Origin of the sequence: Methylomagnum ishizawai (assembly GCF_019670005.1) — a bacterium.
Lineage (GTDB): Bacteria > Pseudomonadota > Gammaproteobacteria > Methylococcales > Methylococcaceae > Methylomagnum > Methylomagnum ishizawai.
Map to the genome: position 1 here is coordinate 52,112 of NZ_AP019783.1, position 26,075 is coordinate 78,186.

Consider the following 26,075-nt stretch of genomic DNA (forward strand, 5'->3'; position numbering starts at 1 on the left):
CGGACCCATTCAGCTTACCCGATGCAAATTCCGACGTATGCTATCAACCGCACTTGTAAAGATCAATGCGCGAGGTATTCAACGGAGTCTTTCCAGAACGCCTTCCAGTTGGTCGAGGCTATCGTATTGGATGATGAGCCGACCGGCCCCTTGTTTGCCATGGCGGATCGAAACCGGGGCACCGATGTTCATGGCGATGTTCTCTTCCAATTGGCGGATATCGGGGTCTTTGGGGACGGGCGGCTTGGGAGCGGGCTTGATGCCCGCTTTGGCTTGCTGCACCAAGGCTTCGGTGGCGCGGACGCTGAGTTGCTTGGCCGCGACCTGCTGGGCTATATCCGCTTGTAGCGCCGTATCCAGGCCGAGCAAGGCGCGGGCATGGCCCATTTCCAGGGAACCGGCCAGCAATAGCTGTTTGGCTTCGGGATGCAGTTCGTTCAGGCGCAGCAAATTGGTCACGGCGGCCCGCGACTTGCCCACGGCGTCGGCAAGTTGCTGATGGGTCATGCCGTATTCGTCAAGCAGGCGCTTGAGCGCCTCGGCCTCCTCCAAGGGGTTCAGGTCTTGGCGCTGGATGTTCTCGATCAAGGCGATGGCCATCGCCGCCTGGTCGGTCACGTCGCGCACCACCACCGGCACTTCCCGCAACCCGGCCAATTGCGCGGCCCGCCAGCGGCGTTCGCCGGCGATGATCTCGTAACGGCCCTCGCCCACGGTACGGGCCACCACCGGCTGCACCATGCCCTGGGCGCTGATGGAGTCGGCCAATTCCTGGAGTTTGGCCGGGTCGATGTCCTTGCGGGGCTGGAACCGGCTGGGCTGTAACCGCTCCACCGCCACCGTCTTCATTTTTTCCAGGGCCACCGCTTCCAATTGGGCACCGCCCCCGCCTAGCAAGGCGTCCAGTCCCCGGCCTAATCCTCGTTTTTTCACACTCATAGTGTTTGGCGCTTGATGAATCCGCGGTCGCAGCGAACCGCCGTATAACATGGAATGCCACAACAACCGGTTGGGCTAGCAATGGCCCGACCCATTCACATGGCTGATGGGCTGAAGAACCGACGGATTTTCAACCACCCAAGCCCATAGCCCGCTACCGAACCATTTTTTTGACGAATCGCTCAAAGGCTTTGATATTCACCAAAACATTCCGCTTATTGTACAACTTGCCCTGATGCTTCCAACCTGCGTAATCCGGTTTGGGAAACTCTTTATCCTCGGCAATGAACGCACCGTACTCGAAACCCAAGGCATTGCTCAAAACCCAATAAGCGCGGGTAGCGCAAAGCGGTGGCAGGATCTCCCCGACCCGGGTATTCTTGGGACCGCAGAATAGGATGTTGGTCAACCCCGCGCCATGAACCCCGATCACGGCGTTGGCGTTCTTGAATATGGCCACCTGCTCAGCGAACCTGAAATCCTCCAAAAACACCGTTTTGAAATCGTATTTTTCGAGAACCTTGTCCACTTCGTCTTGATTGAGGATTTTCCTGGTAAACGCCTTGTTCCTGGAAATAAAAATCCTTTGCCCAACCTCAACCGGAACGGGTTGGGAAGGTTCCACACCCCCCTCCGTCTCGACAAAGGATTTCCGCAGGAAATCGATAGCCCAGGGCGCCCCTACATGAGCGGGGTGCCTCAGGCCACTGTTCTTGAATTTGAACGAATTACTGGAAACATATAATTCTGGAATCCTTATCGATATTTTCCTAACACCTCTCTTGGCCATATCCAAGAATGGGCTAAAAGCCTTCTTGCCCAACTTCGCAAACACGTCCTCCACGTACTGGTTACGGGAAAAGCAAAGATAAATGTCCGGGTTTACCGAATCAAACAAAGGTATGCGGGTAATTTTGTCCAACAAGAAATGACAAACATTGAAGATATTGAACTTATCATCTATGAGCGCCAAGCGTCCGGCATTGAAATCCTGGATTTCACCGAGGATGAAAGGCTCGGTGCCATGGCTGAATTTGAGGTTTTTATCCTGATCGAAGATATAAAACTTTATATTACTTCTATTCGTGCAGTCCGCAGATAAAATAGCCGATGGAATAAAGTACAATTCAACGCTAGGCACATCCCCGGTTTTGGTAGAAAAAATATAGTGTTCGCCTCCCGACACCGGCGCGGACAAATTGAATGTCCGAGGGGGAACCACTAGGATAGAGCTATCTGCCGTCATAAGAATATTTTCCACCTGTAAAATCAATTATGAAATCCATGACCAAAACCTGTCTGACTTAATATCAAAATACCCAGCACAGCAAACCATATTCCTTACTGTTGGCTTTCATGTCCGTCTAGATAGTCATTCTCGATATACTGATTGCCACTGTCGCTGCTTCTGGCTCTGGAACCCATATCTTCACGCAAGATATACCATAGCAAGCCAACTCCAACCACAGGGAAAAACCAAATAAAACATATCGAAGCTTTTTTTGTAAAGGCTCAAATAATTCACTACGGGCCGTAGCTATTGCGACCGTTATATTTGCGACGACCAGCAGTAGCGCCAAAAGAGCGATTACAGCACTGATAATCATATCATCCACCCCGGAAAATCCAGCCAGGATAACTTCAGAGCCAGTTTTGCCTGCCCAATCGCGGGCTAAACAGAGGGTGATCCAGTACCCATCCAAATCAAGCCGCGCTCTTAGCCCCCTTCCCCGCTTTGGCCTTTCCTTGGTTACGCCGCGCAATTTCCCCGGCCAAGGCCAGATAGGCAAGCGCCCCCTTGGAAGCCTTGTCGTACTTCATCACCGGCAAACCATGGCTGGGCGCTTCGGCCAACCGGATATTGCGCGGAATCACGGTGCGGAACACCTGCTCGCCGAAATGCTTCAATAATTGCTCGGATACTTCCCCGGCCAAGCGGCTGCGGGTATCGTGCATGGTCCTCAGCAAACCCTCGATTTGCAAATGCGGATTCACGGTTTCGCGGACATTCCGCAAAGTATCCATCAGGTCAGACAAGCCTTCCAGCGCGTAGTATTCGCACTGCACCGGAATCAACACGCTATCCGCCGCCACCAGGGCGTTCAAGGTCAGGATATTCAGCGAAGGCGGGCAATCGATAACGACGAAGTGATACTCGGCGCGGGTGATCGCCAAGGCATCGGTGAGGGCGCATTCGCGGCGGTCGCGTTGCATCAATTCCACCTGGGCGGCGGTCAGGTCGGAATTGCCGGGCAGCACGTCCAGGCCGACCTCCTTGATCGAGAGTATGGCATCGCGGGCATGGACCTGGCCCGACAGCACCTCGTAGGCCGAAGGCGACACGGTCTTCTTGTTCACGCCGCAACCCATGGTCGCGTTCCCCTGCGGGTCCAGATCGACCAGCAGCACTTTGTGCCGGGTCGCCGCCAGCGAGGCCGCGAGATTGACGCTGGTGGTGGTCTTGCCCACACCGCCCTTTTGGTTGGCTACCGCGATGATTTTTCCCATTAGCTACCCGCCATGATTTCGACCAAATGCCGCTCCACGTCCAGACCCGGAATCGCCAGCTTATGGACGCGGACGCCGCGGCCCTTGAGGGTTTCGATTTCTTGCTGGGGCCAGACGCCCTTTTGCGCCAGAATCCGGCCTCCGGGGGCCAACAGCCGCGCCGTGGCCGCCACGATCTCCGCCAAACTGGCGAAGGCGCGGGCCAGCACGGTGTCGAACCCCCGTTCGGGGCGGTATTGTTCCACCCGCGCCGTGATGACGTCCACGTTTTTCAGCCCGAGTTCGATGACGGCCTGTTGTACGAAACGGGTTTTTTTGGCGTTGCTATCGAGCAGGGCGAAGGCTTTATCCGGGCACAGGATCGCCAGGGGAATGCCGGGCAAACCCGCGCCGGTACCCACGTCGAGGACGCTTGCGCCATGGAGATAAGGCGCGGCGGTCAGGCTGTCCAGCAAATGCAGGTCCACCGCCGTATTGAGGTCGCGGATGGCGGTGAGGTTGTAGGTGCGGTTCCATTTCCGCATCAGATCGAGGAAAGCCAGCATCCTGGCCCGTTGCTCCGGGGTGTGGGGCAGGGCGAGGGTTTCCATGCCCGCGGCGAGGCGGCGGTCGAGGGTTTCCATGCTCAGGCGCTCAGCTTCTTGATATGCACCAACAGCAAGGAAATCGCCGCCGGGGTCACCCCAGGAATCCGCGCCGCCTGCCCCACGGTTTCCGGGCGCTGCTGTTTGAGTTTGTCGCGTACCTCGGCGGAGAGGCCAACCACGTTGGCGTAATCGAACTGATCGGGCAAGCGCCAATGTTCATAGCGGCGGGCGCGGTCGATTTCGGCCTGCTGGCGGTCGATGTAGCCCTGATATTTGGCCTGGATTTCCACTTGCTCCAAGGCCTGTGGATCGTCCACCGCCGCCAGGACCGGGCAGATATCGCGCAGATGTTCGGCGCGGACTTCCGGGCGGCGCAGCAATTCGAGCAAGCGGGCTTCGCGGGTCAAGGGACTGGTCAGGATCGGTTCCAGGCTCAAAGCCTCGGGCGAATTAGGGCGGATTTCCCGTTCGGCCAGCTCGGTTTGCACCCTGGCAATCGCTGCTTGCTTGGCCTCGAACCGCCGCCAATGTTCGTCCTCCACCACGCCCAGTTCGCGGCCCTTGGGGGTCAGGCGCAAATCGGCGTTGTCCTCGCGCAGCAGCAACCGGTATTCGGCCCGGCTGGTGAACATGCGGTAAGGCTCGGCGGTGCCGCGGGTGATGAGGTCGTCGATCATCACGCCCATGTAAGCTTCGTCGCGGCTGGGGGACCAGGCTTCCCGATCCTGGGCTTTGAGCGCCGCGTTCAGCCCGGCGATCAAGCCTTGGGCGGCGGCTTCCTCATAGCCGGTGGTGCCGTTGATCTGGCCCGCGAAGAACAGACCGTCCATGGGCTTGGTTTCCAGCGAGGCTTTCAGATCGCGGGGATCGAAGAAATCGTATTCGATGGCATAGCCGGGCCGGGTGATATGGGCGTTCTCGAAACCCCGGATCGAGCGCACCAGCGCATATTGCACATCGAAAGGTAAGCTGGTGGAAATGCCGTTCGGGTAGATTTCATGGGTATCCAAGCCTTCCGGCTCGACGAAAATCTGGTGCGAATCCTTGTCGGCGAAACGCACGATCTTGTCCTCGATGGACGGGCAATAGCGCGGCCCCACGCCTTCGATCACGCCGGTGTACATGGGCGAGCGGTCAAGGCCACCCCGGATGATGTCGTGGGTGCGGCCATTGGTGCGGGTGATGTAGCAAGACACCTGCCGGGGATGCTGTTCCGGCGAACCCAGGAAGGAAAACACCGGCACCGGCACATCGCCCGGCTGTGCCTCCATCACCGAATAATCGAGGGTCCGGCCATCGATGCGCGGCGGCGTGCCGGTCTTGAGCCGCGCCACCCGGAATGGCAATTCGCGGAGGCGCAGCGCCAAGGCGTTCGAGGCCGGATCGCCCGCCCGGCCCCCTTCGTAATTTTCGAGGCCGACATGGATGCGCCCGGCCAGGAACGTCCCCACCGTCAGCACCACGCACCGCGCCCGGAACTTCAAGCCCATCTGGGTCACGACGCCCGCGGCCTTGCCATCCTCGACGATGAGGTCGGCCACTTGCTGCTGGAACAGGGCGAGATTGGGCTGGGTTTCCAGCTTGCGGCGCACCACGGCCTTGTACAAGGCGCGGTCGGCCTGGGCGCGGGTGGCGCGGACCGCCGGGCCTTTGCTGGCGTTCAACACCCGGAAATGGATGCCGGCCCGGTCCGCCGCCTGGGCCATGAAGCCGCCGAGGGCGTCGATTTCCTTCACCAGATGGCCCTTGCCGATGCCGCCGATGGCGGGATTGCAACTCATCTGGCCCAGGGTTTCGATGCTCTGGGTCAGGAGCAGGGTTTTCGCGCCGGCGCGGGCCGAGGCCAGGGCCGCTTCGGTCCCGGCGTGACCGCCGCCGACCACGATGACATCGAAGGTTTCGGAGAAGAACATGGTGGGAAAGCGCGTGGCGCTGGGTGGTGCTGGATGGAAGCCACCTAGCTTACACCATTGCAAGCGGAATCGGCGTTCCAGCCCCGCTGTCGGATATCAGTGGGAAGACCCCGCCGCTTCCAGGCGCATGGCCGCGATCTCTTCCAAGGGAACCCCGGTACGCTCGGCCAGCAGCGCATCGTCGGAACGGAGCAGTGCCCTGGTGGTACATACCGCCAAAAATTCCTCGCCATCGAATCATGATATCGAAATCGCCCGGCGGGTCGCGGCCTGATTCCCATCAAGCCCCACTCACACTCAACCAAGCCTTGATCTCCCTCTCCTCCGGCGGATTCAAACGCACATCCAGGAGATAAATGCGCCGATCCACCAGCCCCGCCTGGTTCACCAGATAACCGCGGATGGCCTCGGCACGGGCCTGGGCCAACAGCCGCAATTCCAGTTCGCTGACATTCCATTGTTCCAACACCCGCCGCTTGGCCGCGTTGAAGGTCGCGCCTTCCAAGCTGGGCTCCTTGCCGCTGGGCGGTGCCACCACGGCGGGCACGGGCGCTTGCCGTTGCCGGTAATAGCGGCTGAACAAGCGCCGGTAATCCTCGTCCGACAAGTCCAATCCATCGGCCTGCGCCACCCGCTGGCCCAAGGCCCGCAATTCCGCCGCCCGGTCGCTGCGTAATTGCTTCAACAGCGCGGCCTCGGCCAGGGCCATGCGGTCCTGCACCGGATCGGCGCTGCCCTTGATGTTGAGCTTGAGCGCGGGCCGTTCCTTGAGCGCCGCCGCGACCTTGTCGAGTTCGCCCTTTTCATCCGCCGACAACTCGGCATCCCCGGCCCGGAACCGCACGGTACTCAGCTTCTCGTCGCCGCCGCCGACCAGGTTGCCCAGCAGGCTGAAGGGCGAACCCACCAGCTTGGTCAGCATCTGCCGCACGGCGGTCGAGTACAGGTTGCCCAGGCTGAACTGCGGATTGTTCAGATCGCCGCTGATGGGCAGGTCGATATCGATCTTCCCCTCCGAGTCCTTGAGCAAAGCCACCGCCATATCCACCGGCAGGCTGGTCGCGGTCGGACTTTCGACCCGCTCGCCCAGGACGAGTTGATCCAGCACCATCCGGTTGGAGACCTCCAACCTAGACGCCTTGAGCTTATAGCGTAGGTCCATGTCCAGTTTGCCCTTCTCGATGCGGTAGCCGGCGAACTTGCCGGAATAGGGCGAGAGCGTGGTGAGATTCACGCCACGGAATTCCAGGGTCACATCGGTGTTGTTCTTGAAATGGGCGGGTTGTAGCTGACCGTAGAGCTTGGCCGGGGAACTCTGGTTGATATGGCCTTCCAGCAGCCATTCGGCCTTGGCGTTCTCCTGCGAGGACAGGCCGCGGATATTGCCGTTGAGGTCGCGGATTTGGGTGGCGAAACTGGGATTCAAGGTCAGGTCGCTGAAATCCATATGGGCATCGACCACCCGCACCGAGCCGATGACATAGGACCAGGGTGCGGCAGGGGCAGCGGCTTGCCTGGGCGGCGGCGCGGCTTGGGCTGGCGTTTCCGCGGGCGGGGCGATCAGGTCGCGGGTCAGGTTCAAAACGCCATCCGGGCCGATGAACACCTTGGAATAGGATTGGTCGGCGGTGATGCTGCGGATACTGGCGCGGCGCTGGGCGGTGCCGACCACCACGCCATCGAACTTGAGCGAATGCCAGCGCAGCAGATCCTGGTTTTCGCGCCGGTCCACGGCGGTGAAATCGACGATATCGAACGCCCCGGAATAATCCACCGCGATGTCTTGCTCCTGGCGCACCACCAAATCGCCCCACAGGTTCAAACGGCCCCGCGCCAGATTGAAGCCGACGAATTTCTCCCAATAGGGCTGTACCGAACGCAGCCACAGCTTGTCCACGCCGAAGCGCATTTCCGATTGCAAGGGGAACAGCCGGGCCTGGCCGTCCACTTCGATCTTGCCTTGTTCGCCCAGGCCGGTATTCAACAGGAACTGGAATTGCTTGCCGGGCTCGGTGGAAAAGCCGTCCATACGCAAACTGGCCGGATCGAGGCGGATGCGGACCGGGGTGGTGGGGGTTTCGTCGCGGAAGCCGAGGCTGTAGCCGGTGAGCCGGAATTCATCGACCCGGACGGTCCAGGGCTCCGGTGACCGGGACGACCCGGCCCGGCCCCCGGAAGACGGGACGGGTGCCGGGGTGTCCGGGAGTCCCGGCACCTTCAATTCGCCCGTGGCGGTACGACGCAGGCCGATTTCGCCCTGGTCGGTGTCGAGCGTGCCGATATCCACCACCCGGCGTTTGAGCGATACCGCCACATCGCCGATTTTCAAGGCACCGATGCGGGCACGGAGCGGGATCTCGCGCTTGGGCGCGGCGGCTTGGCCATCGGCGACGGGATTGGGCTTGCCCTCGACCGCGTTGGACGCCGCTTTCCGCTCCGAATCCTGGCCCGCCGCCCGCCATTGGTCGCTGGCCGATTCCTGGTCGGCGATGGCTTCGTTCAGGGCGGCGGATTTCAGCTTGAGGCTTTGTTCGGCCCCGGCGTAGGCCAAGCCCCCGGCGTTGAACTGGCCGAGTCTGGCCCAGGGCGTGTCGAGGTTTTGGAGCGCCACGGTATCCAGGCTCAGGGTTTGTTGCGGCAGGGCGTAGGCCAGCTTGCCCAGGGTGAGTTGGCCGAGTTGGATGCCTTGCGGGGTGCTGGCGGTGGCGAGCCGGGCCGATTCCAGTGTCAGCTTGCGGTCGGCCAGGGTGAAGGCCAGTTTCCCGGCGTCCAGATGGGCGAGCTTGGCCCAGGTCGAATCGGCGTTTTCGACCTGGATCGTATCGAGGTCCAGGCGCTGCGCCGCCCCGGCGTAGCGCAGTCCCGCGAGCTTCACGCCGCCGAGCTTGACGGCTTCCCCACTCGCGCCGTTCGCGGTGGCCGCGAGGTTGGCGCCGACGACCTCCCCGGCGTTGAGGTCGAGGCTCGGTTTATCCCCGGCGGCGACGCTGAACTCGGCCTGGAAACCCAGCTTGCCCGAGGTCAGCCGCCACGGCAGGGCCGGGGCCAGCCCGCCCGCCCAAACCGCCAAATCCAAATCCCGCGCTTCCAGCTTGCCTGCCGCGCCGAACGGTGCCAGCGCCAAGGTGCCATCGACGCTCAGGGTTTCCCGCTGGGAAGTCGTGGCGGAGAACTCGAAACGGGCCGGATTCTGGCTGGCGGAACCCAGGTTTTCCAGGTCGAGGCGGATATTGCCCAGGCTGACGGCGAAGGGCGCGGGACCGGAAATATCGCGGTATTCGATCTGGCCTTGTGCCAAGGTGAACCGGGTCAGCAGGAACGGGAACCCTCCGCCGGAACCGGGCGGGTCGGTACGCGGCGGCACCAGGGCCAGCAGGTTGAACTTGCCATCGGCTCCACGCTGGAGATGGACCGAGAGCGCGTCCAGCTTCAATTCGAGCGTGGCGGCGCGTTGGCCCAAGGAACCCACGCCCGCCAGATCGGCCTCCAAGCGGCCCAGTTCGATCAAGGCCAGGCCCGTTTTATCCTTGAGCGCGAAGCCCTTCAGCACCAGCCGCAAGGCGAAAGGATCGAAAGCGACGGCTTGGGCGCTGAGTCCGGCCCCCAGACGGGCGGACAGCCGGGGCAAGACCTGGGCGCGGACCAGCCAGGGCATCAGGTAAACCCCGGCCAGCGCATACACGCCCAGCGGCACCAGCAGTCCTAGGCTCCAAAGCATGAATTTGCGCTGTTTCGTGGTCGGCTTGAACACGGGCCGCTCCGGCAGGTTGGGTAGGAAGCATCGATTTTACCGCCAGTCTCCCCCAACGCAGCCGGAGTCCAAAGTTTGCTTTGCATACCCACATTGCAAAACCAGCCCTGGACTCCGACCGTATGGCCGGGCTTGCTTTTAAGTCAGTTTTAAGACCTCCGGCCTTATCGTGTTCCCATCGCGAATCGTATCGCGCCCCAATCCATCGAACGGAGGTGAATATGCCTACCCAAACCCTACGCCATAGTTTGATCGCCGCCGCCATCGCCGGTGTCCTGGTGGCGGGCTACGCCCGTTTCGGCGGCGATAGCCCGCGGCCCGCCCCGGTGCCCGCAGCCCCGCCCGCCCAGGCCGCCGCCGCGCCGGTCCCGGCCCCCGCCGCCGCCCCGACCGTGACCCTGCCCGACTTCGGCAGCATCGTCCGCCAGAACAGCCCGGCGGTGGTGAACATCAGCGTCAGCGGCACCACCAAGGTCAGCGCCCGCGACATCCCGCAACTCGACCCCAACGACCCGTTCTCGCAATTCTTCCGCCGCTTCCAGCCACCCCAGGCCGAAACGCCGATGCATGGCATGGGTTCGGGCTTCATCGTGCGGCCCGATGGCGTGATCCTGACCAATGCCCATGTGGTGGAGGGCGCGTCGGAAGTCACGGTGAAACTGGTGGACAAACGCGAATTCGCCGCCAAGGTCGTCGGCATCGACAAACCCACCGACACGGCGGTGCTGAAGATCGAAGCCCAGGATCTGCCCACGGTGAAACTGGGCAGTCCGGCCCGGACCGGGGTCGGCGATTGGGTGCTGGCGATAGGTTCGCCCTTCGGCTTCGAGAACAGCGTCACCGCCGGGATCGTCTCGGCCAAGTCGCGTTCCTTGCCGGAGGAAGGCTATGTGCCTTTCATCCAGACCGACGTGGCGGTGAATCCCGGCAATTCCGGCGGGCCCCTGCTCAACACCCAGGGCGAGGTGATCGGCATCAACTCGCAGATTTATAGCCGCACCGGGGGTTATCAGGGCTTGTCGTTCGCCATCCCCATCGATGTCGCGCTCAAGGTCGAACAGCAATTGCTCGACCATGGCAAGGTCAGCCGGGGCCGCCTGGGCGTGGGGGTGCAGGATATGAACCAAGCCCTGGCCGATTCCTTCGGCCTGTCCAGGCCGGAAGGCGCCCTGGTCGATATGGTGCCGGAGGACGGCCCGGCGGCGCGGGCGGGGGTCAAGGCCGGCGATATCATCGTCGCCCTGAACGACCAGCCGATCCACGATTCCAGGGAATTGCCGCCCTTGGTGGCCGATCTCAAGCCGGGTTCGGAGGCCAAGCTGACCCTCTGGCGCGATGGCCAACACGAAGAAGTGGCGCTCAAGGTCGGCGAATTGCAAGAACCCGCCCAGGCCAGCGCCGAACCTGCCGAGGCCAAGGGCCGCTTGGGGCTGGCGGTGCGGCCCTTGAGTCCGGAGGAACATCGGCAGGCCGATATCAAGGGCGGCTTGGTGGTGGAACGGGTGGCCGGCCCCGCCGCCAAGGCCGGCATCGCGCCGGGCGATGTGGTGCTGGCGGTGAACGGCCAGCCCATCAACGACGCCGGGCAATTGCGCGAACTCGCCGCCAAGGCGGGCAAGCATCTGGCCCTATTGATCCAGCGCGGCGAGGCGACCCTGTTCGTGCCGCTGGATTTGGGCTGAATGGTTAAGGCGCGGGCCAGGGACGGCCCGCGTCATTCCTATGTGGACCCTAGCGACCGGATCGGTCCGGGCCACCCCTGCCCTCTTTCCTCCCGCGAGCGGATGAATTTCATCCCAGCGTGCAATCTTTCCTCCCGCCGCGCCTCGAAATCGATTCCCTCAACGCCCATATCGGCGGATTATCGAAACAATCAGCAATTCTTGTTGGTGATTGTCAACCCGAGCCCTATGATTGCAGACTCCATGCCTGGCACCCAAGGCCGGGCACGGATTCCCACGAACCTCCCAGGAGGATCAATATGTTCAGCAAATTCACTTCGAGCCTGAAACTCCATCTCCCGGAGTTGAAACTGCCCGAGTTCGAGCTGCCGAGCTTCGATCTACCGGATATCGCCCTGCCCGAACTCACCGCGGCGGATTACCAAACATTGGCGGTGCTGGGATTCTTCGCCGCGCTGCTGGCCCTCGAAGCCCCGTCTTCCCGCGCCGAGCGGCGGCCCCAGGTCTACCGGCAGTCGTACCTCGCCAATCTCGGCACCTTCTTCCTCAACGATACCTTGCTGTCGCTGCTGTCGGTGTCCTCGCTGTGGCTGGTCGCCGAGCATTACGCGGGCTGGGGCTTGTTGAGCGGCTTGCGCGACTCCTGGTGGAAGGCGGCGCTGTCGTTCCTGTTGTTGGACCTGACCTTGTATGGCTGGCACCGCGCCAACCATACGTTCGACTGGCTGTGGCTGTTCCACAAAGTCCACCACAGCGACCCGGCCATGAACGTCACCACGGCTTTCCGCCTGCATATCGTGGAAGTGCTGCTGACGACCCTGGTGAAGGCGCTGTTCATCGTGGTGGCGGGCGTGGATGCCGCCCTGGTGCTGGCGAACGAGGCCATCATCACCGTGTTCGTGATGTTCCATCACAGCAATCTGGCGTTCCGGGGCGAGCGCTGGCTCGCGCATATCGCCATCGTGCCCGCTCTGCACCGGGTGCATCATTCGACCCGGCGCGAGGAACACGACCATAACTATGGCTTCGTATTCTCGCTGTGGGATGCCTGGTTCGGCACCCTGGCCGACACCCGGCCCACCGCGATCGGCCTGCGCGGCGTCGGCGGGCAGAACGCTTGGCAATTGCTGAAATTCGGCTTCACCTGGCGAACCACACCGCGGCGGCTCCCGCTCGCCAAGCCCCAGCCGCTGAACGGGAGCCTGCTCGATGTGGTGAAATTCGGCCTGAGTCCCGCCCATGCGCCCAAGCTGCCGAATTCCGCGGCCTTGCGGGCCATGATCGCGGAAGCCGCCTACTTCCGGGCCGAGAAGCGCGGCTTCGCGCCCGGCGACGAGTTCCGCGATTGGGTGGAGGCCGAGCGGGAAATCCTGCGGCGCTTGGCCCACCGCTGATCTCCCAAGCACGCGGGGCCGGAAAGCTGGCCGGGCATGGCATCCCGTCCCGGCCAGCCACTAAACTAGCGCCCTCCTACACCTTTTCCACGGAATATCCCCTATGACCACCGCCCGCAAATCCGCCGCCTTTTTTGCCACTTCCGTCCTGGGCTTCGCGCTGTCCGGCTGCGGGGGGTTGGGGGGATTGACCCAGCAACTCAATACGCTCAAGGAACCCAAGGTCTCGTTGGCCGGGCTGGCGCTCAAGGACATCAGCCTGACCGAGCCGAGCTTCCTGGTGAAACTCAAGGTGGAAAACCCCAACGACCTGAGCGTCAACCTGGACGGGGCCGATGTGAACCTGGCCCTGAACGGCCAGCCGGTGGCGACCGGCATCAGTCGCGGCCCGCTGACCCTGGCCAAGCGGGGCGCTTCGACCATGGATGTGGAGGTGAAGGCCAACACCCTGGGCGTGCTACAGCAAATCATGCAGGTCCAATCCAAGGGCGGGGTGCAATACGATGTCAGCGGCCATTTGAACCTGCTGAACTGGCTGGGCGCCTTGGGGAAGGTGCCCTTCAATTTCCAGGGTTCGGTGGACAAGGCCACGCTGCTGAAGGGCGCGGAGGGTTTGGGCGGTTTGGGGAAATTATTGCTGCGCTAGGCACCGGCGTGTTCCGACGCCCATTTCCAAGCCCCGCTCCCGGCCTTGCGCCAAGCGGGGCTTGCCGGGAATGGGTTCCCCAGCGGGGTTTGGAAACCCGCAAACCCCGCCTCTCCAGGGTCTCAATGCGACAGCGCCTCGTAGTTGGCCTTGTCGCGTTCGTACAGGTCTTCCAACCGGTCGCAGGTGGGACGGCCCGGCTCGCGGTTCTGGATGCAGGTGTCGTATTCGCGCTTGGATTCCTCTAGGCGGTCGGCGGCTTCCTCGGCGGTCAGGCCGGGCGGCGGCGGCGGATAGTGCTTGCCCAGAAGGGCGCAGCCGCCCAACAGGACGGCGATAGCGCCGGTCGAAATCAGTTTGTGCATGGATCCCCCTTTGTGGGTGTGGGTCGGTTGTCGTTGTCTGCGGCCAGGGGCAGGGTAGACGGCGGCGCGGGGCTTTGGCAAGGCGCGGCTATTTCGGCCTGGACACCAAGACCTTGCCCACATCCAGATGCAGGTTGTAGAGGACGAAGGCCGAGACCTCGCGTTTTTCCATCAAGGCCACGGGGCCGACACCCGGCGCGAAGAAACGGTATTGCACATCGTCGAGTTCGGCGGGACCGACCCGGCCCGCGAAGCTCGATTTGATCACCACCGCGTCGAAGCTGCCCAAGGGCACCGTCAGCCGGTACGCGCCCAGATAGCGGTAGACCACATCCAGTTCCCCCTCGTGTGCCGGCTCCGGGCCGTCGTCCTCGTAGACGCGGACCTTCATGCGCTGCCGCCGTTCTTGTCCGGGGGCCAAACCCTTGAGCAGCAGGGGTTCGGGCGGGGCGTAGCGGGTCGTGGCCGCGTCGCGGATTTCCCGCACCCCGGTCAGGTACACGCCATCGGCGCGGGACTCGACGAAGCCGGTTTCCTCGCCGCCGGCGTCGTAGCGCCAGCGCGGGCCTTGTTCTCCGCGCCCATCGTGGCTCCAGCGGTAAGGTTCGGTGGAATGGCCTTTCGCGCCCGTGCGGATTTGATAGGTCCACACCCCCGGCGCGAAGGCGAGGTAATGGGCGGGATCGGCGATCACCGGCGCGGGCACCGGCTTGCCAAGGACGCCCCGGCCCAGGGCGTGTTCTATCGCCGCGCGGTCGGCGGGCGGCAGGGCCAGGACCGGGCCGGCCTCGGCGGCGGCACCTGGGGGCATCATGGCCAACGCCGCCAGCAATAACGCGGTCCCGGCCTGGAATGGCGCATTCATAGGCAATACCCGGTGGGATTCACACTTTCAGCCGATAGCCCACGCCCGATTCGGTGAGGAAATATTCGGGCTTGGCCGGATCGGCCTCCAGTTTCTGGCGGAGTTGGCTCATGTAGATGCGGAGGTAATGGGCGTTGTCCAGGGCGTTCGGACCCCAGACTTCCTTGAGGATTTGATGGTGGGTCAAGACCTTGCCCGCGTGTTTGACCAAGACCCCGAGCAAGCGGTATTGGATCGGGGTGAGATGGACTTCCTCGCCGTCGCGGTAGACCAGGCGCTTGCCCAGATCGACCTTGAGCTTGCCGGTGGTGAACACCCCGTCCTTGGCATAGCCCGCCCCGGTGTTCAAATGGCGCAGCGCCACCCGGATGCGGGCCAGCAACTCCCCCAGCCCGAACGGCTTGGTCAGGTAATCGTCGGCCCCGGCGTCCAGGGCGTCGATCTTGTCCTGCTCGGCGCTGCGGGCCGATAGCACGATGATCGGCAGCGGACTCCATCCCCGCAAGGCCCGCACCACCTCGATGCCCTCCATATCCGGCAGGCCCAAATCCAGGATGACCAGATCGGGCTTGCGCACCCCGGCCTCGACCAAGCCTTGTTTCCCGGTGTCCGCCTCGAACACCTGGAAACCATGGCTGGACAGGCCGGTCCGCAGGAACCTACGGATCGGCGGGTCGTCCTCGATGAGGACGATGGCGGGGTTGGCTTTGCTCATGGCGGTGGCCTAGGTTTCCTCCTCGGGCAGGGGCGGCGGCGGGGTTTGGTCCTGCATCAGGGTGAAGGAGAACACCGCCCCGCCGCGGGGCCGGTTGCGGGCGCGGATATAGCCGCCATGGGATTCGACGATGGCCCGGCAAATGGCCAACCCCAGACCCACCCCGCTCTGCGCCCTTTCCCGGTCCACCTGATAGAACTTCTCGAACAATTGTTCCTCCTGCCCGCGTGGGATGCCCGGTCCCCGGTCGGCCACTTCGACCGTGAGGGTGAAGTCCGATTTCTCGGCGGAGATTTCGATGGGGCTGTCGGGCGGAGTATACCGCGCCACGTTTTCCAGGAGGTTGGTCAGGACCTGCTCGATCATCACCGCGTCCACATGCACCAAGGGCATATGCGGCGGCAGCTTGACCTCGACCTCGCGGCCTTCCAAGCGCTTGCCCAGGCGGTTCAACACGGTGCCGATGATTTCCTCCAGCATGTGCCATTGGCGGTTGAGCCGGGCCGCGCCCGCGTCCAGCCGCGCCATGTCGAGGATGTTATCGATCAGGCGCGACATGCGCAGGGCTTCGTCGTGGATGGTGCGGCTGAGTTCGCGGCGGTCCTCCGGCTTGAGGCCGGAGCCGTTCTCGATCAGGGCGCTGGCCGAACCGACGATGGTGGCGAGCGGCGTCCTGAGGTCGTGGGAAATCGAACTGAGCAGGGAGTTCCTGAGGCTCTCGGCCTCCATCTGCACGGCGGCGGCGCGGGCCTGCTCGGCCAGGCGCACCCGCTCGATGGCTTGGACGATCTGGCCGGTGAAGGTTTCCAACAGCTTGCGTTGCTCGGGCAGGAACACCCGCCGCAGGTTGGCCGGTTGCACCACCAACACCCCCAGCACCTTGTCGCCCGCCGCCAGCGGGAAATAGATGGCGTTGGCCCCGGCCAGGGTATTGGTGCCCAGCCCGGCCAGTTCGTTGTGGTCGTAGACCCACTGCGCCACGCTCAAATCGCAGCCTTCCAGCGATTCCTCCTGCTTGCGGCCCTCGGGATAGACGATGCGGCCTTCCTCGTCGGCGAACAGGATGATGTTCTTGCCGCCGAATTCGCCATGAATATGGCGCACCGCGCAGCCGACGATCTCCTCCTCGGAACGGCTGGCCGACAGTTCCTTGCTGATGGCGAACAAGGCCGTCGCCCGCCGCTCGCGGTGCCCCGCCACCTTGGCCTGATAGCGCACATGGGACATCAGATGGCTGGTCACCACCGCCACCACCAGCATGGCGAGCAAGGTGATGAGGTATTGGCTGTCCGACACCTTGAAGCTGTAGTACGGCGTCACGAACAGGAAATCCACCGACAGCACGCTCAGCACCGAGGCCAGCACCGAGGGGCCGCGCCCGTAGCGGGTGGCGATCACGATCACCCCGACCAGATAGATCATCACCAGGTTGGCGAGGTCGAAACCGCCGCGCATCAGGGCGGCGATCCCGGTGCAGAGCGCGGTGACGGCCACGCTCCAGCCATAGCCGGCGTAGCTGGTGTGGCGGCGGCGGTTGACCGGGTCGTTCATCCCCGGCGGCGGCGGCTTGCGGAACAGGACCGGCTCCTCCTCGACCTCGTCGCCTTGCGGCCCGCTGCCGGGGCGGGGGCTGCCGAGCAGGTAGAGGTTGATGTTATGGGCCTCGGCGATGATGATATCGACCACCGAACCCAACAGCCAGCGCCGCCAGCCGCGCCGGGTGGGCTTGCCCATCACGATCTTGGTGACATTGCGCTCCCTGGCGAATTTGAGGATGGCGGTACTCATCTCGGGAGCGCTGAGGGTGACGGTCTCCGCGCCGAGCTGCTCGGCCATCCGCAACACCCGCAGCACCAAATCGCGGCGCTCGGCGGGCAGGCGTTGCAATTCCGGGGTTTCGACATAGGCCACGATCCAGTTGGCCCGGAGGCTGGTGGCGAAACGCTTGCCGGCCCGCACCAGCCGCTCGGCCAGGGGCGTATGGCCGACGCAGACCAGGATCAACTCCCCGACCTGCCACACCTCGCGGATGGCGTGGTCCTCGCGGTAATCGCGCATCTGGGCATCGACCCGGCTGGCGGTCTGGCGCAGGGCCAGTTCCCTAAGCGCCATCAGGTTGCCCTTGCGGAAGAAATTCTCGGTGGCGCGCTGGGCCTGTTCGCGCAGGTAGACCTTGCCTTCCTTGAGCCGCTCCAGCAATTCGCCGGGCGGCAAATCCACCAGTTCCACCTCGTCCGCCGCCTCGAACACGGTGTCGGGCACGGTTTCCCACACCCGGATGCCGGCGATCTGGCCCACGTCGTCGTTGAGGCTTTCCAGGTGCTGGACGTTCAGCGTGGTGTAGACATCGATCCCGGCGTCCAGCAATTCCTCGATATCCTGCCAGCGCTTGGGATGGCGCGAGCCGGGGGCGTTGCTGTGGGCCAATTCATCGACCAGGATCAAGGCCGGTTTGCGCTTGAGGGCGGCGTCGAGGTCGAATTCGCGCAAGGTGGTGCCGCGGTATTCGATGGCCTTGTGCGGCAACACCGCCAGCCCTTTCAAGAGGGCGGCGGTTTCCTTGCGGCCATGGGTCTCCACCAAACCGGCCAGGACGTTGATACCCTCGGCGCGGCGTTCGCGGGCGGCCAGCAACATGGCGTAGGTCTTCCCCACCCCGGCGGCGGCCCCGAAGAAAATCTTCAGCCGGCCGCGGCGGGCCTTGGCTTCGTCGCGTTCGACCTTGGCGAGCAAGGCATCGGGATCGGGGCGTTCGGAACTCATGAGGAAGGTTCTCACAGGGTGGATGGCGGGCGGGACGCCCAGGTTAGCGGGCTTCGGTCTTGAGCGCCCCGCAACGCTCGCAGCGGTAGGCCGTGACCAGCCTGCCCTGCTTCACGTCGAACACCTTGTCCTTGTCCACCTTCCATTTATGGAAGCCGCTACGGCAGAGGGTGGTATCGGGTTTCTTGGCGGCCTTGGGTTTGCGGAAGGGGAGGATATCGGCCATGGCTCAGGGCGGGGGCAGGATGGCCCGGAAAGTGAGGTTGATGCGCGGGGCGCGCACGCCCGGCAACCGCGGCACGCGGTGCCGCCAATGATGCTGCAACATCCCACCCATCAGGAGCAAGCCGCCATGGGCCAAGGGTAAATTCAGTATTTCGCGGCTCCGGTTGTGGCGCAGGTCGAAGCGGCGTTCGGCCCCGAAGCTCAGGGAAGCGATGAAAGGCCAGGGTCCCAATTCCGGTTCCCGGTCGGCGTGCCAGCCCATGGCGTCCCCGCCATCGCGGTAAAGGTTGCCCAGCACGCTGTTGAAGCGCCGGGCGCAATAGTCCTCGACCCGCCGCCTGAGCAGCGCGAGTCCGGGAGTCCAGGGTTCGGGGGCATGATCCACGCCGGCATAGCGGTAATGGGCTTCCGCATCGCCATACCAGCACACGAGGCGCGGCACCGGCACGGCGCGGCCCGCGACGGCGATGGTCTCCGTCCGCCACGCCAATCCGGCCAGGAGGGTCTCCAGCCAGTGGTCGGCCTCCGCCACGGGGATGAAATGTTCGAGGTAATAAAGCTCGCCATCCTGGCGGGCGAGATTGGGGCCGAAGCCGTCCGCCGCGCTCAAGCCGGGCGCGCCCACGGGCCGGCGCGGCGGGGTGCCGGGGTTTGGCCCGGCGCTTGGATGCGACTTATAATCCGGCGACCCCCACAAGGGCCAAGTTCCCGGCGGACCCGGCCCTGGGGCCGATTGCAACCAGCCAATATCGCGAAGAGGGTGAATGCCATGGCAACGATAGTCCTACAGGTAACCGGCATGAAATGCGGCGGATGCGAGAGTACGGTCAAGACGGCGGTATCGGCCCTGGCCGGGGTCGCCGCGGTCACGCCCTCGTTCAAGGCCAACACGGTGGAAGTCGATTACGACGAAGCGCAAACCGACCCCGAAACCATCAAGCAGGCCATCCAGGGCAAGGGTTTCGCCGTCGCCTGACCCCCCCACCGGCGGAACAACCCCGTTGCTCCACCGCGCCGAATCTTCCCCCACCGCCATAAGGTAATCAAGATGAAAACGCCTGTGCAAATCACCGTCACGGGAGCGGCCGGACAAATCAGCTATGTATTGCTGTCCCGGCTGGTCGCGGGCGACCTCCTGGGCGATGACCAGCCCATCGTGCTGCGGCTGTTGGAAATCCCCGAAGCCCTTGGCATCGTGCGCGGGGTGAACATGGAACTGGTCGACTACGCCTCGCCCTTGCTGGAGGACGTGATCATTTCCAGCGACCCGGAAGTGGCGTTCAAGGATGCCGACCTGGCCTTCCTGGTGGGCGCGAGGCCGCGCGGCCCCGGCATGGAGCGGCAGGATTTGTTGCAGGTGAACGCCGATATCTTCTCGGTGCAGGGCAAGGCCATCGACGCGGCGGCGAAACGCTCGGTCAAGGTGCTGGTGGTGGGCAATCCCGCCAACACCAACGCCCTCATCGCCCTCCGCAACGCCCCCGGCATTTCCCCGCGCCAATTCACCGCCATGACCCGGCTGGACCACAACCGGGCGGTGAGCCAATTGGCGCAGAAATGCGGCCGCACCGCCCGCGATATCCGGCGGGTCGTCGTCTGGGGCAACCACTCCACCACCCAGCATCCCGACCTCTGCCACGCCCTGGTCGATGGCAAGCCGGCGCTGGACCTGGTCGAACGCGCTTGGTACGAGAACGATTTCATCCCCACCGTGCAGAAGCGCGGCGCGGAGGTCATCCAGGCCCGCGGCAAATCCAGCGCCGCCTCCGCCGCCAACGCCGCCATCGGCCATATGCGGGATTGGGTCCTGGGCACCCCGCCGGACGACTGGACCAGCATGGCGGTCCACAGCGACGGCAGCTACGGCATCGAACCGGGAGTGATGTGTTCGTTCCCGGTGCGGGTCCGGGACGGGGATTACGCCATCGTCCAGGGCTTGGAGATCGACGCCTTCACCCAGGAGCGCATCAAAGCCACCGAAACCGAACTCATGATCGAGCGGGACATGGTGCGGCACCTGCTCGATTAAACCTTCCGTCCCATCCCCGCCTGTGGGAGCGGTCTTCAGACCGCGCCCCACGTCCCCGCCCATCCCACCAACACACCATTTCGGTGCAAACGTCCTCCCCATCCCGGTGCATCCCTGCCCATCAGCCAGATTGGCGCAGACGCCTAGCCCAGGCTTCCCGGCCTGACATTAAGGCGAAAAATAATCTCGAATCAGTCGTTTAAGCCAAGCCCTGCGCTTTGGTGGCGACCGTTCGCCTGTCCTTGCGAAAATTCCGCCGACCGAATATTCCATATCGAGACGAAACCGTGTAGGCTATAACCCAATTTGGTGCAATATCGCACCAATACGGTATAACACTTACAAGAACAGGTCGAAATTCTTAGGAGGAAGCCGCCATGTCGTCCAGCCTTTCCCGCGCCGCCCTGGCCATCGCCGTTTTAGCCGCCACGGCGGGCACCGCCCTGGCCAGACCGGACGAAGTGTCCGAAGCCCAGGTCCGGGGTTGCCAATACCTCAGCACCGTCGCGGGCAGTTCGGGCTACGGCAAGCACTTCGGCTGGCAACCCATCGCCAAGGCCGACGCCGAGAAGCGGGCCGGGGCCATCGGCGCGACCCATATCGTGTGGAGCGACATCAGGCCGGTGGGTGCCTTCAATGGCGAAGCCAGGGCCAAGGCCTACGCCTGCCGCTGACCGGACAATCGCCAGGACTGGAAAAGCCGACCCCAGGGTCGGCTTTTCCGTGTCCGGCGGATGCCTGGGCAATAAAAAACGCCGCCACTCCCCAGGGAATGGCGGCGTGTCAAGCCACAGGAAAATTGGTGATCCCATCCTGGCCGCTGAAGCCAACGACCAGGACGGGATGAACTTTACCGTCCAGGCGGGCCGGTGTCTTTGAAATCGGTCACAAAAGGCCGGCCCGCGTCGACCCATCCGCTCAGTTGATGGTCAGGATTTGGGCGAACACGCTACCGTCCGCCCGTACATACCCCTCCCATTCCGCGACATCCCCGACCTTGATCGCCTTGGCCCCGCCATTGAGTTCGAGCCGGGTGCAATCGCCATAGGCCACCTTGACCGTCCCCGCGTAGTAGTAGCCCGTCCCGACCGCGGTCACTTTCTTCTTGCCCTGGGTTGGCTTGGCCCCCTTGGGGAGGGCGCAGGAAGGCTGGGTGGCGGGCGCGATGGTGACGGTCGCGCCCAGGCTGGCGGTCTGGCCCAGGGCGTCGGTCACGGTCAGCACCGGCTGGAAGGTGCCCGCCGCGGTCGGCGTGCCGGAGAGGGTGCCGTCCGCCGCGATGTTCACGCCCGTGGGGAGGCCGGTGGCCGTCCAGGCCAGGGTGCCGACGCCGCCGCCGGCGGTCGCCGCCCCCGTGTAGGCCAAGCCCACCGTGCCCGTCGCCGGAAGGTTGGACGCGCCCAACACCAGGGCCGGGGCCGGATCCACCGTCAGGCTGGCGCTGACGGCGCGGACCCGCCCGGTGGCGTCGCCGACCGTGATGGTCAAGGGATAGGTGCCCTGCTGGCCCAGCGCCGGCGTGCCGACGATGGCCGAACCCTGCACGCCCAGCGAAGGCGGCAAGCCGCCGACCGCCACGCTATAAGGCGGGACGCCGCCGGTCGGCGCGAGCGGGGCCGACGCATAGGCGCTGCCCACCGCCGCGTTGGCCAGCACCGGGACGGCGAAGGTCAAACCCTGCGAGAGCGTGGCGGTGGTGGGATGGCACATGCCGATGCCGTCCAGCGTGCCCTGGAAGCTCACCAGGTTGCCGAGGGTCCAGGCCGTGAGCGGGGTCAGGGGCGGATTGACGACCGTGGCGTTCTGGGCCGGATAGGTCACGGTCTGGCCGCCGCCGTTCATGCCGCCGTTCACCTCGAACCACGCGCCGCGGTTCGCCATATTGGTGATGACCGCGTTGGTGGCCGAGCAGGCGGCGGCATCGACCACCAATCGCGGGGTGGCGACCACCTGCTCGTGGATGGCGTCGGCGGCGGTGATGGTGAGCGTATAGGTGCCCGGCGTGGTCGGCGTGCCGGAGATGACCGAGCCATCGAAGCCCAGCCCTTGCGGCAATCCGCTCACGAACACCGTGACCGGGGCGATGCCGCCGACCGGGGCGATGGAGGCCGTGGTGTAGGCGCTGCCGGCCATGGCGGGCAGGAAGCTCAGGGCGGGCAGGCTCAGGCCCGGTAGCGAGGACAGCGTGTCCGCCGCGCAGAAGCCCTGGCCGTCCAGCGTACCGGAGAAGCTCAGGAGGTCGCCGACCTTGTATTGGGCCGCGCCCTGGCCCGCCGGATACAGGATGCTCTGCCCGCCGTTGGCGACCCCGCCGCCCACGTCCACCGAGGCCGGGCCGACGTTGGTGATGACCAGGTTGCTGTCGGCGCAGGCCACCGGCGGCGGCGGCACCGCCGCGGCGACGATGGTGACGGTCTGGCTGGCGTTGGCGATGAAGCCCAGGCTGTCCTTGGCGAGCAAGGTCACGTCGTAGCTGCCCGCCGCGGTCGGGGTGCCGGTGATCTGGTTGCCGGACAGGGACAGGCCCGGCGGCAGGCTGTTGTTGAACACCAGGTAGGTGATGCCGCCATAGCCGCCGCCCGCGGCCAGGGTTTCGGCATAGGCCGCGCCGACCGTGCCCTGCGACAGGCTCAGGCCGAACACGATGGGCGCGTCCGCCACGTTCAGCGAGGTCGCGCCGGCGGTCGAAAGCTGGTTGACGGTGTCGGTGACGGTGATGTTCAAGGGGAAATCGCCGACCACGGTGGGCGTGCCGCTGATGGTGTCGCCGACGAGGCTCAGCCCCTGGGGCAGGCCGGTCACGGCGAAGCTCAGGGGATCGCCGGGAACGCCGGGCGTCGCGCCGATGACCTGGGAATACGGCGAATTCACCACCGCCCCGGCGATGGTGGCGTTCAGGGTCGGCGCGACCGGGATCGGCGGGGCCGGGGGAATCTGGCCGTCGAAATTGAGCCCGGCGTTCTGGGCCACCAGGAATTTGCCGAGGTCGGCGGGATCGGGCTGTTTCGGGGTGTCGGAGGTCTTGGGCAGGGCTTGGTTGGTCTCGGGGTCGCGGGCGCCGGTATAGGCGTAGAACTCGAAGCGGTAGACCACGCCGGTCGCGCCCGCATCGAGCGCCACCCCGGTCAGGTCGATCTGGCCGGAGCCGGGGCTGCCGATATCGACCTGCAACAACTGCCACTCGACCTGGACCTGGGTCTTGGCCTGCTTGATGACCCGGTCCTCGGCCATGAGGTTCTCGATGCCGATATCCTGGAGCGTGCCGGTCGCCGTGACCTTGACCCAGCGCGGCTCGCCGAACTCGTAATAATTGGGCCGGGGCGCGGCGATGACCACGTTCACCTTGGGCGGCTGCGGCTGCACGATGGGCGGGGGCGGCGGCAGGTTGGGGGCCGGGGGCGGCGGTTGGATCACCACCGGCGGCTGCGGGACCACGGTCCAGACCGGGGTCGGCACCGCGACATCGACCGGCGCCAGGGATGCGGAACCGGGGGTGGATTCGACCAGCCAACTGTATTTCACCGGGCCGGTGGCGACCGAGGTGGAGATGCCGAAATGGTCGCAGGGATAGTTCGGCCCGTATTGGCCGGACGCGCCCAAGGGCCAGCAACTATCGCTGGGCTTGACCGGCAGGGTGCCGGACGGCGTGCCCACGGCCCAGCCGCCGCTGTATTTGGACTGGAAGGTGATGCGGGTGGCATAGCCCTTGGCCGCCGTGGGCTTCTGGATTTCGACGATGGCCGGGTCGCCGTAGCGGTTCATGCCGGTCCAGCGCGGCGCGACGCCGAAGATCGAGGTGATCTCGTTGGGATGCAAATCCTCGATCTCGATCTCGAAGCCATGGGCGGTCTGGCCGGTGTCGTTGATGACATCGAAATTGGCCAAGGGTCCGAACGCGGTGGCGGAACCCGCCACCGGGCCTAGCGCCAGGACCGCGCCGACGGCGGCTTGCAGCAGATTTTCCTTCATTGATATCTCCCATTTGAAAGCCCCAATCGGACGGATGCCGCCCAGTCCACGCCCCGGCCCGCGCCGTGCGGGGAGGACCGGCCTCGCCGTCACTATTGCATGACTTTATGATTTAATTGAATCAAATTAAAGACTAAAATATTAGTCTTGTAACTTTATTATGGAGATAAATCGGGAGAATGAATTAGAAATGCATCACATATTTCTAATTTTTCACCCTGGGAGTCTGCGCGAAGAATCGGGAAGGTGGCGGTGTGGCCGGGCTAGGCCCATGGATGCATGGGCCAAGGTGGGGGTAGGCACACCGCCGACAGGGGCGATAGCGATTATCGGGCCAGCCCCGGATGGACCCGTCCCGGCGCGGGGCGGATCGGCCCGATCCGCAGGTGGCGGGGGGCTGGGCGTGGATTCCAGGGTGGGGAGGTGGGCGAGACAGTGCCAGGCCCGGAACGGGGTGGACCACGAAATTTACCGACAATCTTTGCGGGAATACCGCAACGATGGTCGGATACCCACCACGGGTAGGCTACGCGGCCAGGATGCGGACGATTTCGGCGAACACGGCCGCGGGGGTGGTGCCTTGGACGCATTCCATGCCGGGGCAGCCGCCGCTGAGATGGCAGGGCGAGCAAGGCACGGGATGGACCAGGGTCTTGGCCGCCGGATGATAGGGCCGCCAGGTCGAGGTTTGGGCCGTGCCGGAATAGATCGACACCGAAGGCACGGCGCGGGCGGCGGCGATATGGCCGGAGGCCGATTCCAAGCCCACCAACAGCCGCGCCTGGCCGATGGCCTCGGTCATGAGCCGCCAGCCCAATTGGCCGGAAAGATCGTGGATCGCGCCGGACAGCCCGGCGACCTCCCGGCAAACCGCCTGCTCGCGCGGACCGTGGCCCAGCAGCGCCAGGGACAGGCCATGCTCCAGGCACAGCGCGGCCAGTTCCCGCCAGTGTCCGCCCGGCCAGTGGCGATGGACGCCGCCCGCGCCGACATGGAAGGCGACAAACCCCGCCGGAATCCCCCGCGCCTCCGCCAGCGCCCGCCATTGCCGCCGGAGGGTCTCCGAAGCATGGAGCCGGGGCCGCGCCAAGGGCAAATGCTCGCGGCAGGCGGCGATTTGGCCCAATAAGCGCCGGTGATGATCCACCACATGGTCCGGGCCGGAAGACCAATCCAGCGCGTGGGTCAACAGCCCGCCGCAACCGCCGCTGGTCCAGCCCAGCCGCAACGGAATCCCGGCGGCGAACAGCAGCGGGATGCTATTGGGGAAATAAGGATAAAGGTCCAGCGCCAGATCGTAGCCGACGGCGCGGATATCCCGGACCGCAGCGAAACGGGACCGGCCATCCCGCGCCAATTTGCGCCACAGCGCGGATTCCTGGCGGTCGAGCCGCCAATGGGAGAAACAGTGCGCCCAAGCGATATCGGGATGATCGGCCAGGACCCCGGCGGAACCGGGATGGACCAGGAAGCCGATCCGGGCCTCCGGGAACGCCGCCCTGAGCACCGGCAGGACGCTGGTGGCGAGGATGGCGTCGCCGATATGGGCCTGGTTGCAGACCAGGATTTTGCCGGGACGGATCGCCAGGGGTCCGGGCGAGGGCCGGTGGAAGGTTTCCAAAACCGCGTCGAGGCCGCCGATGACGCCGCGCAGGACGGGATTGCGGAACAGATAGCGGCCTGGACCGGGGACGCGGCGGAGGGTGTCGGCATCGATCATGGCG

Annotated in this window: 21 protein-coding genes; 6 read left to right on the plus strand and 15 right to left on the minus strand. The window is 64.4% G+C overall.

What is annotated here, in order from left to right; all coding sequences use genetic code 11:
• Positions 1-78: 78 nt before the first annotated feature.
• The 7 genes from K5658_RS00270 to K5658_RS00295 all read right to left on the minus strand — a co-directional run bounded on the left by K5658_RS00270 (position 79) and on the right by K5658_RS00295 (position 9,698).
• Positions 79-939: a ParB/RepB/Spo0J family partition protein gene (locus tag K5658_RS00270; protein ID WP_221065000.1), complete on the minus strand. Its 861-nt coding sequence runs from the start codon at positions 937-939 to the stop codon at positions 79-81.
• Between the two features lie 154 nt (positions 940-1,093).
• Positions 1,094-2,185: a glycosyltransferase family 61 protein gene (locus K5658_RS00275; protein ID WP_221065001.1), complete on the minus strand. Its 1,092-nt coding sequence runs from the start codon at positions 2,183-2,185 to the stop codon at positions 1,094-1,096.
• Between the two features lie 458 nt (positions 2,186-2,643).
• Positions 2,644-3,447: a ParA family protein gene (locus K5658_RS00280; protein ID WP_221065002.1), complete on the minus strand. Its 804-nt coding sequence runs from the start codon at positions 3,445-3,447 to the stop codon at positions 2,644-2,646.
• Positions 3,447-4,070: a 16S rRNA (guanine(527)-N(7))-methyltransferase RsmG gene (gene rsmG, locus K5658_RS00285; RefSeq protein WP_221065003.1), complete on the minus strand. Its 624-nt coding sequence runs from the start codon at positions 4,068-4,070 to the stop codon at positions 3,447-3,449. Before rsmG ends, K5658_RS00280 begins: the two co-directional genes overlap by 1 nt.
• Before the next feature lie 2 nt (positions 4,071-4,072).
• A complete protein-coding gene (gene mnmG, locus K5658_RS00290) occupies positions 4,073-5,947 on the minus strand; it encodes a tRNA uridine-5-carboxymethylaminomethyl(34) synthesis enzyme MnmG (RefSeq protein ID WP_221065004.1) in 1,875 nt (624 codons plus the stop codon).
• A gap of 96 nt (positions 5,948-6,043) precedes the next feature.
• Positions 6,044-6,166, minus strand: coding sequence for a hypothetical protein (locus tag K5658_RS23860; protein ID WP_281425919.1), 123 nt, complete (start codon positions 6,164-6,166; stop codon positions 6,044-6,046).
• A gap of 61 nt (positions 6,167-6,227) precedes the next feature.
• Complete coding sequence (locus K5658_RS00295) at positions 6,228-9,698, minus strand: DUF748 domain-containing protein (RefSeq protein ID WP_221065005.1); 3,471 nt, start codon at positions 9,696-9,698, stop codon at positions 6,228-6,230.
• Positions 9,699-9,919: 221 nt separating this feature from the next.
• Here K5658_RS00295 and K5658_RS00300 point away from each other — a divergent pair, with 221 nt between their 5' ends.
• The 3 genes from K5658_RS00300 (at position 9,920) to K5658_RS00310 (ending at position 13,420) form a co-directional block, all read left to right on the plus strand.
• Positions 9,920-11,380, plus strand: coding sequence for a DegQ family serine endoprotease (locus K5658_RS00300; RefSeq protein WP_221065006.1), 1,461 nt, complete (start codon positions 9,920-9,922; stop codon positions 11,378-11,380).
• A gap of 299 nt (positions 11,381-11,679) precedes the next feature.
• Complete coding sequence (locus tag K5658_RS00305; protein WP_221066870.1) at positions 11,680-12,774, plus strand: sterol desaturase family protein; 1,095 nt, start codon at positions 11,680-11,682, stop codon at positions 12,772-12,774.
• 103 nt (positions 12,775-12,877) lie between these two features.
• The gene (locus K5658_RS00310) at positions 12,878-13,420 is read left to right on the plus strand and encodes an LEA/WHy family protein (protein WP_221065007.1); all 543 of its coding nucleotides are present in this window, start codon (positions 12,878-12,880) and stop codon (positions 13,418-13,420) included.
• A 122-nt stretch (positions 13,421-13,542) separates the two neighbouring features.
• Here K5658_RS00310 and K5658_RS00315 read toward each other — a convergent pair whose 3' ends face one another.
• The 6 genes from K5658_RS00315 to K5658_RS00340 all read right to left on the minus strand — a co-directional run bounded on the left by K5658_RS00315 (position 13,543) and on the right by K5658_RS00340 (position 18,978).
• A complete protein-coding gene (locus K5658_RS00315) occupies positions 13,543-13,785 on the minus strand; it encodes a YdgH/BhsA/McbA family protein (RefSeq protein WP_221065008.1) in 243 nt (80 codons plus the stop codon).
• A gap of 88 nt (positions 13,786-13,873) precedes the next feature.
• On the minus strand, positions 13,874-14,650 hold the full coding sequence (locus K5658_RS00320) for a hypothetical protein (protein ID WP_221065009.1): 777 nt from the start codon (positions 14,648-14,650) through the stop codon (positions 13,874-13,876).
• A gap of 19 nt (positions 14,651-14,669) precedes the next feature.
• The gene (locus tag K5658_RS00325) at positions 14,670-15,365 is read right to left on the minus strand and encodes a response regulator (protein ID WP_221065010.1); all 696 of its coding nucleotides are present in this window, start codon (positions 15,363-15,365) and stop codon (positions 14,670-14,672) included.
• Positions 15,366-15,374: 9 nt separating this feature from the next.
• Entirely contained in the window at positions 15,375-18,128 is a 2,754-nt protein-coding gene (locus K5658_RS00330) for a sensor histidine kinase (RefSeq protein ID WP_221065011.1), read from the minus strand.
• A gap of 43 nt (positions 18,129-18,171) precedes the next feature.
• Positions 18,172-18,354 (minus strand): hypothetical protein, encoded by a 183-nt coding sequence (locus K5658_RS00335; RefSeq protein ID WP_221065012.1) that lies wholly within the window; start codon positions 18,352-18,354, stop codon positions 18,172-18,174.
• 3 nt (positions 18,355-18,357) lie between these two features.
• Positions 18,358-18,978 carry an alpha-ketoglutarate-dependent dioxygenase AlkB family protein gene (locus K5658_RS00340; protein ID WP_246628532.1) on the minus strand — a complete coding sequence of 207 codons (621 nt, stop codon included), beginning with the start codon at positions 18,976-18,978 and terminating at the stop codon, positions 18,358-18,360.
• 144 nt (positions 18,979-19,122) lie between these two features.
• Here K5658_RS00340 and K5658_RS00345 point away from each other — a divergent pair, with 144 nt between their 5' ends.
• The 3 genes from K5658_RS00345 (at position 19,123) to K5658_RS00355 (ending at position 21,056) form a co-directional block, all read left to right on the plus strand.
• Positions 19,123-19,329, plus strand: coding sequence for a heavy-metal-associated domain-containing protein (locus tag K5658_RS00345; RefSeq protein ID WP_221065013.1), 207 nt, complete (start codon positions 19,123-19,125; stop codon positions 19,327-19,329).
• A 72-nt stretch (positions 19,330-19,401) separates the two neighbouring features.
• Positions 19,402-20,382, plus strand: a complete 981-nt coding sequence (locus tag K5658_RS00350; protein ID WP_221065014.1) for a malate dehydrogenase — start codon at positions 19,402-19,404, stop codon at positions 20,380-20,382.
• A gap of 377 nt (positions 20,383-20,759) precedes the next feature.
• Entirely contained in the window at positions 20,760-21,056 is a 297-nt protein-coding gene (locus tag K5658_RS00355; protein ID WP_221065015.1) for a hypothetical protein, read from the plus strand.
• A gap of 244 nt (positions 21,057-21,300) precedes the next feature.
• Here the strand turns inward: K5658_RS00355 and K5658_RS00360 are convergent, their stop codons facing one another.
• Both K5658_RS00360 and K5658_RS00365 read right to left on the minus strand, forming a co-directional pair.
• Complete coding sequence (locus K5658_RS00360; RefSeq protein ID WP_221065016.1) at positions 21,301-24,351, minus strand: putative Ig domain-containing protein; 3,051 nt, start codon at positions 24,349-24,351, stop codon at positions 21,301-21,303.
• 526 nt (positions 24,352-24,877) lie between these two features.
• The gene (locus tag K5658_RS00365; protein WP_221065017.1) at positions 24,878-26,071 is read right to left on the minus strand and encodes a glycosyltransferase family 9 protein; all 1,194 of its coding nucleotides are present in this window, start codon (positions 26,069-26,071) and stop codon (positions 24,878-24,880) included.
• Between the last annotated feature and the right edge of the window lie 4 nt (positions 26,072-26,075).

Bases quoted from the DNA above. Each gene is read 5' to 3' on its own strand.
- K5658_RS00270 (WP_221065000.1), bottom strand. From the start codon at position 939: ATGAGTGTGAAAAAACGAGGATTAGGCCGGGGACTGGACGCCTTGCTA.
- K5658_RS00275 (WP_221065001.1), bottom strand. From the start codon at position 2,185: ATGACGGCAGATAGCTCTATCCTAGTGGTTCCCCCTCGGACATTCAAT.
- K5658_RS00280 (WP_221065002.1), bottom strand. From the start codon at position 3,447: ATGGGAAAAATCATCGCGGTAGCCAACCAAAAGGGCGGTGTGGGCAAG.
- rsmG (WP_221065003.1), bottom strand. From the start codon at position 4,070: ATGGAAACCCTCGACCGCCGCCTCGCCGCGGGCATGGAAACCCTCGCC.
- mnmG (WP_221065004.1), bottom strand. From the start codon at position 5,947: ATGTTCTTCTCCGAAACCTTCGATGTCATCGTGGTCGGCGGCGGTCAC.
- K5658_RS00300 (WP_221065006.1), top strand. From the start codon at position 9,920: ATGCCTACCCAAACCCTACGCCATAGTTTGATCGCCGCCGCCATCGCC.
- K5658_RS00305 (WP_221066870.1), top strand. From the start codon at position 11,680: ATGTTCAGCAAATTCACTTCGAGCCTGAAACTCCATCTCCCGGAGTTG.
- K5658_RS00310 (WP_221065007.1), top strand. From the start codon at position 12,878: ATGACCACCGCCCGCAAATCCGCCGCCTTTTTTGCCACTTCCGTCCTG.
- K5658_RS00315 (WP_221065008.1), bottom strand. From the start codon at position 13,785: ATGCACAAACTGATTTCGACCGGCGCTATCGCCGTCCTGTTGGGCGGC.
- K5658_RS00320 (WP_221065009.1), bottom strand. From the start codon at position 14,650: ATGAATGCGCCATTCCAGGCCGGGACCGCGTTATTGCTGGCGGCGTTG.
- K5658_RS00325 (WP_221065010.1), bottom strand. From the start codon at position 15,365: ATGAGCAAAGCCAACCCCGCCATCGTCCTCATCGAGGACGACCCGCCG.
- K5658_RS00330 (WP_221065011.1), bottom strand. From the start codon at position 18,128: ATGAGTTCCGAACGCCCCGATCCCGATGCCTTGCTCGCCAAGGTCGAA.
- K5658_RS00335 (WP_221065012.1), bottom strand. From the start codon at position 18,354: ATGGCCGATATCCTCCCCTTCCGCAAACCCAAGGCCGCCAAGAAACCC.
- K5658_RS00345 (WP_221065013.1), top strand. From the start codon at position 19,123: ATGGCAACGATAGTCCTACAGGTAACCGGCATGAAATGCGGCGGATGC.
- K5658_RS00350 (WP_221065014.1), top strand. From the start codon at position 19,402: ATGAAAACGCCTGTGCAAATCACCGTCACGGGAGCGGCCGGACAAATC.
- K5658_RS00355 (WP_221065015.1), top strand. From the start codon at position 20,760: ATGTCGTCCAGCCTTTCCCGCGCCGCCCTGGCCATCGCCGTTTTAGCC.
- K5658_RS00360 (WP_221065016.1), bottom strand. From the start codon at position 24,351: ATGAAGGAAAATCTGCTGCAAGCCGCCGTCGGCGCGGTCCTGGCGCTA.
- K5658_RS00365 (WP_221065017.1), bottom strand. From the start codon at position 26,071: ATGATCGATGCCGACACCCTCCGCCGCGTCCCCGGTCCAGGCCGCTAT.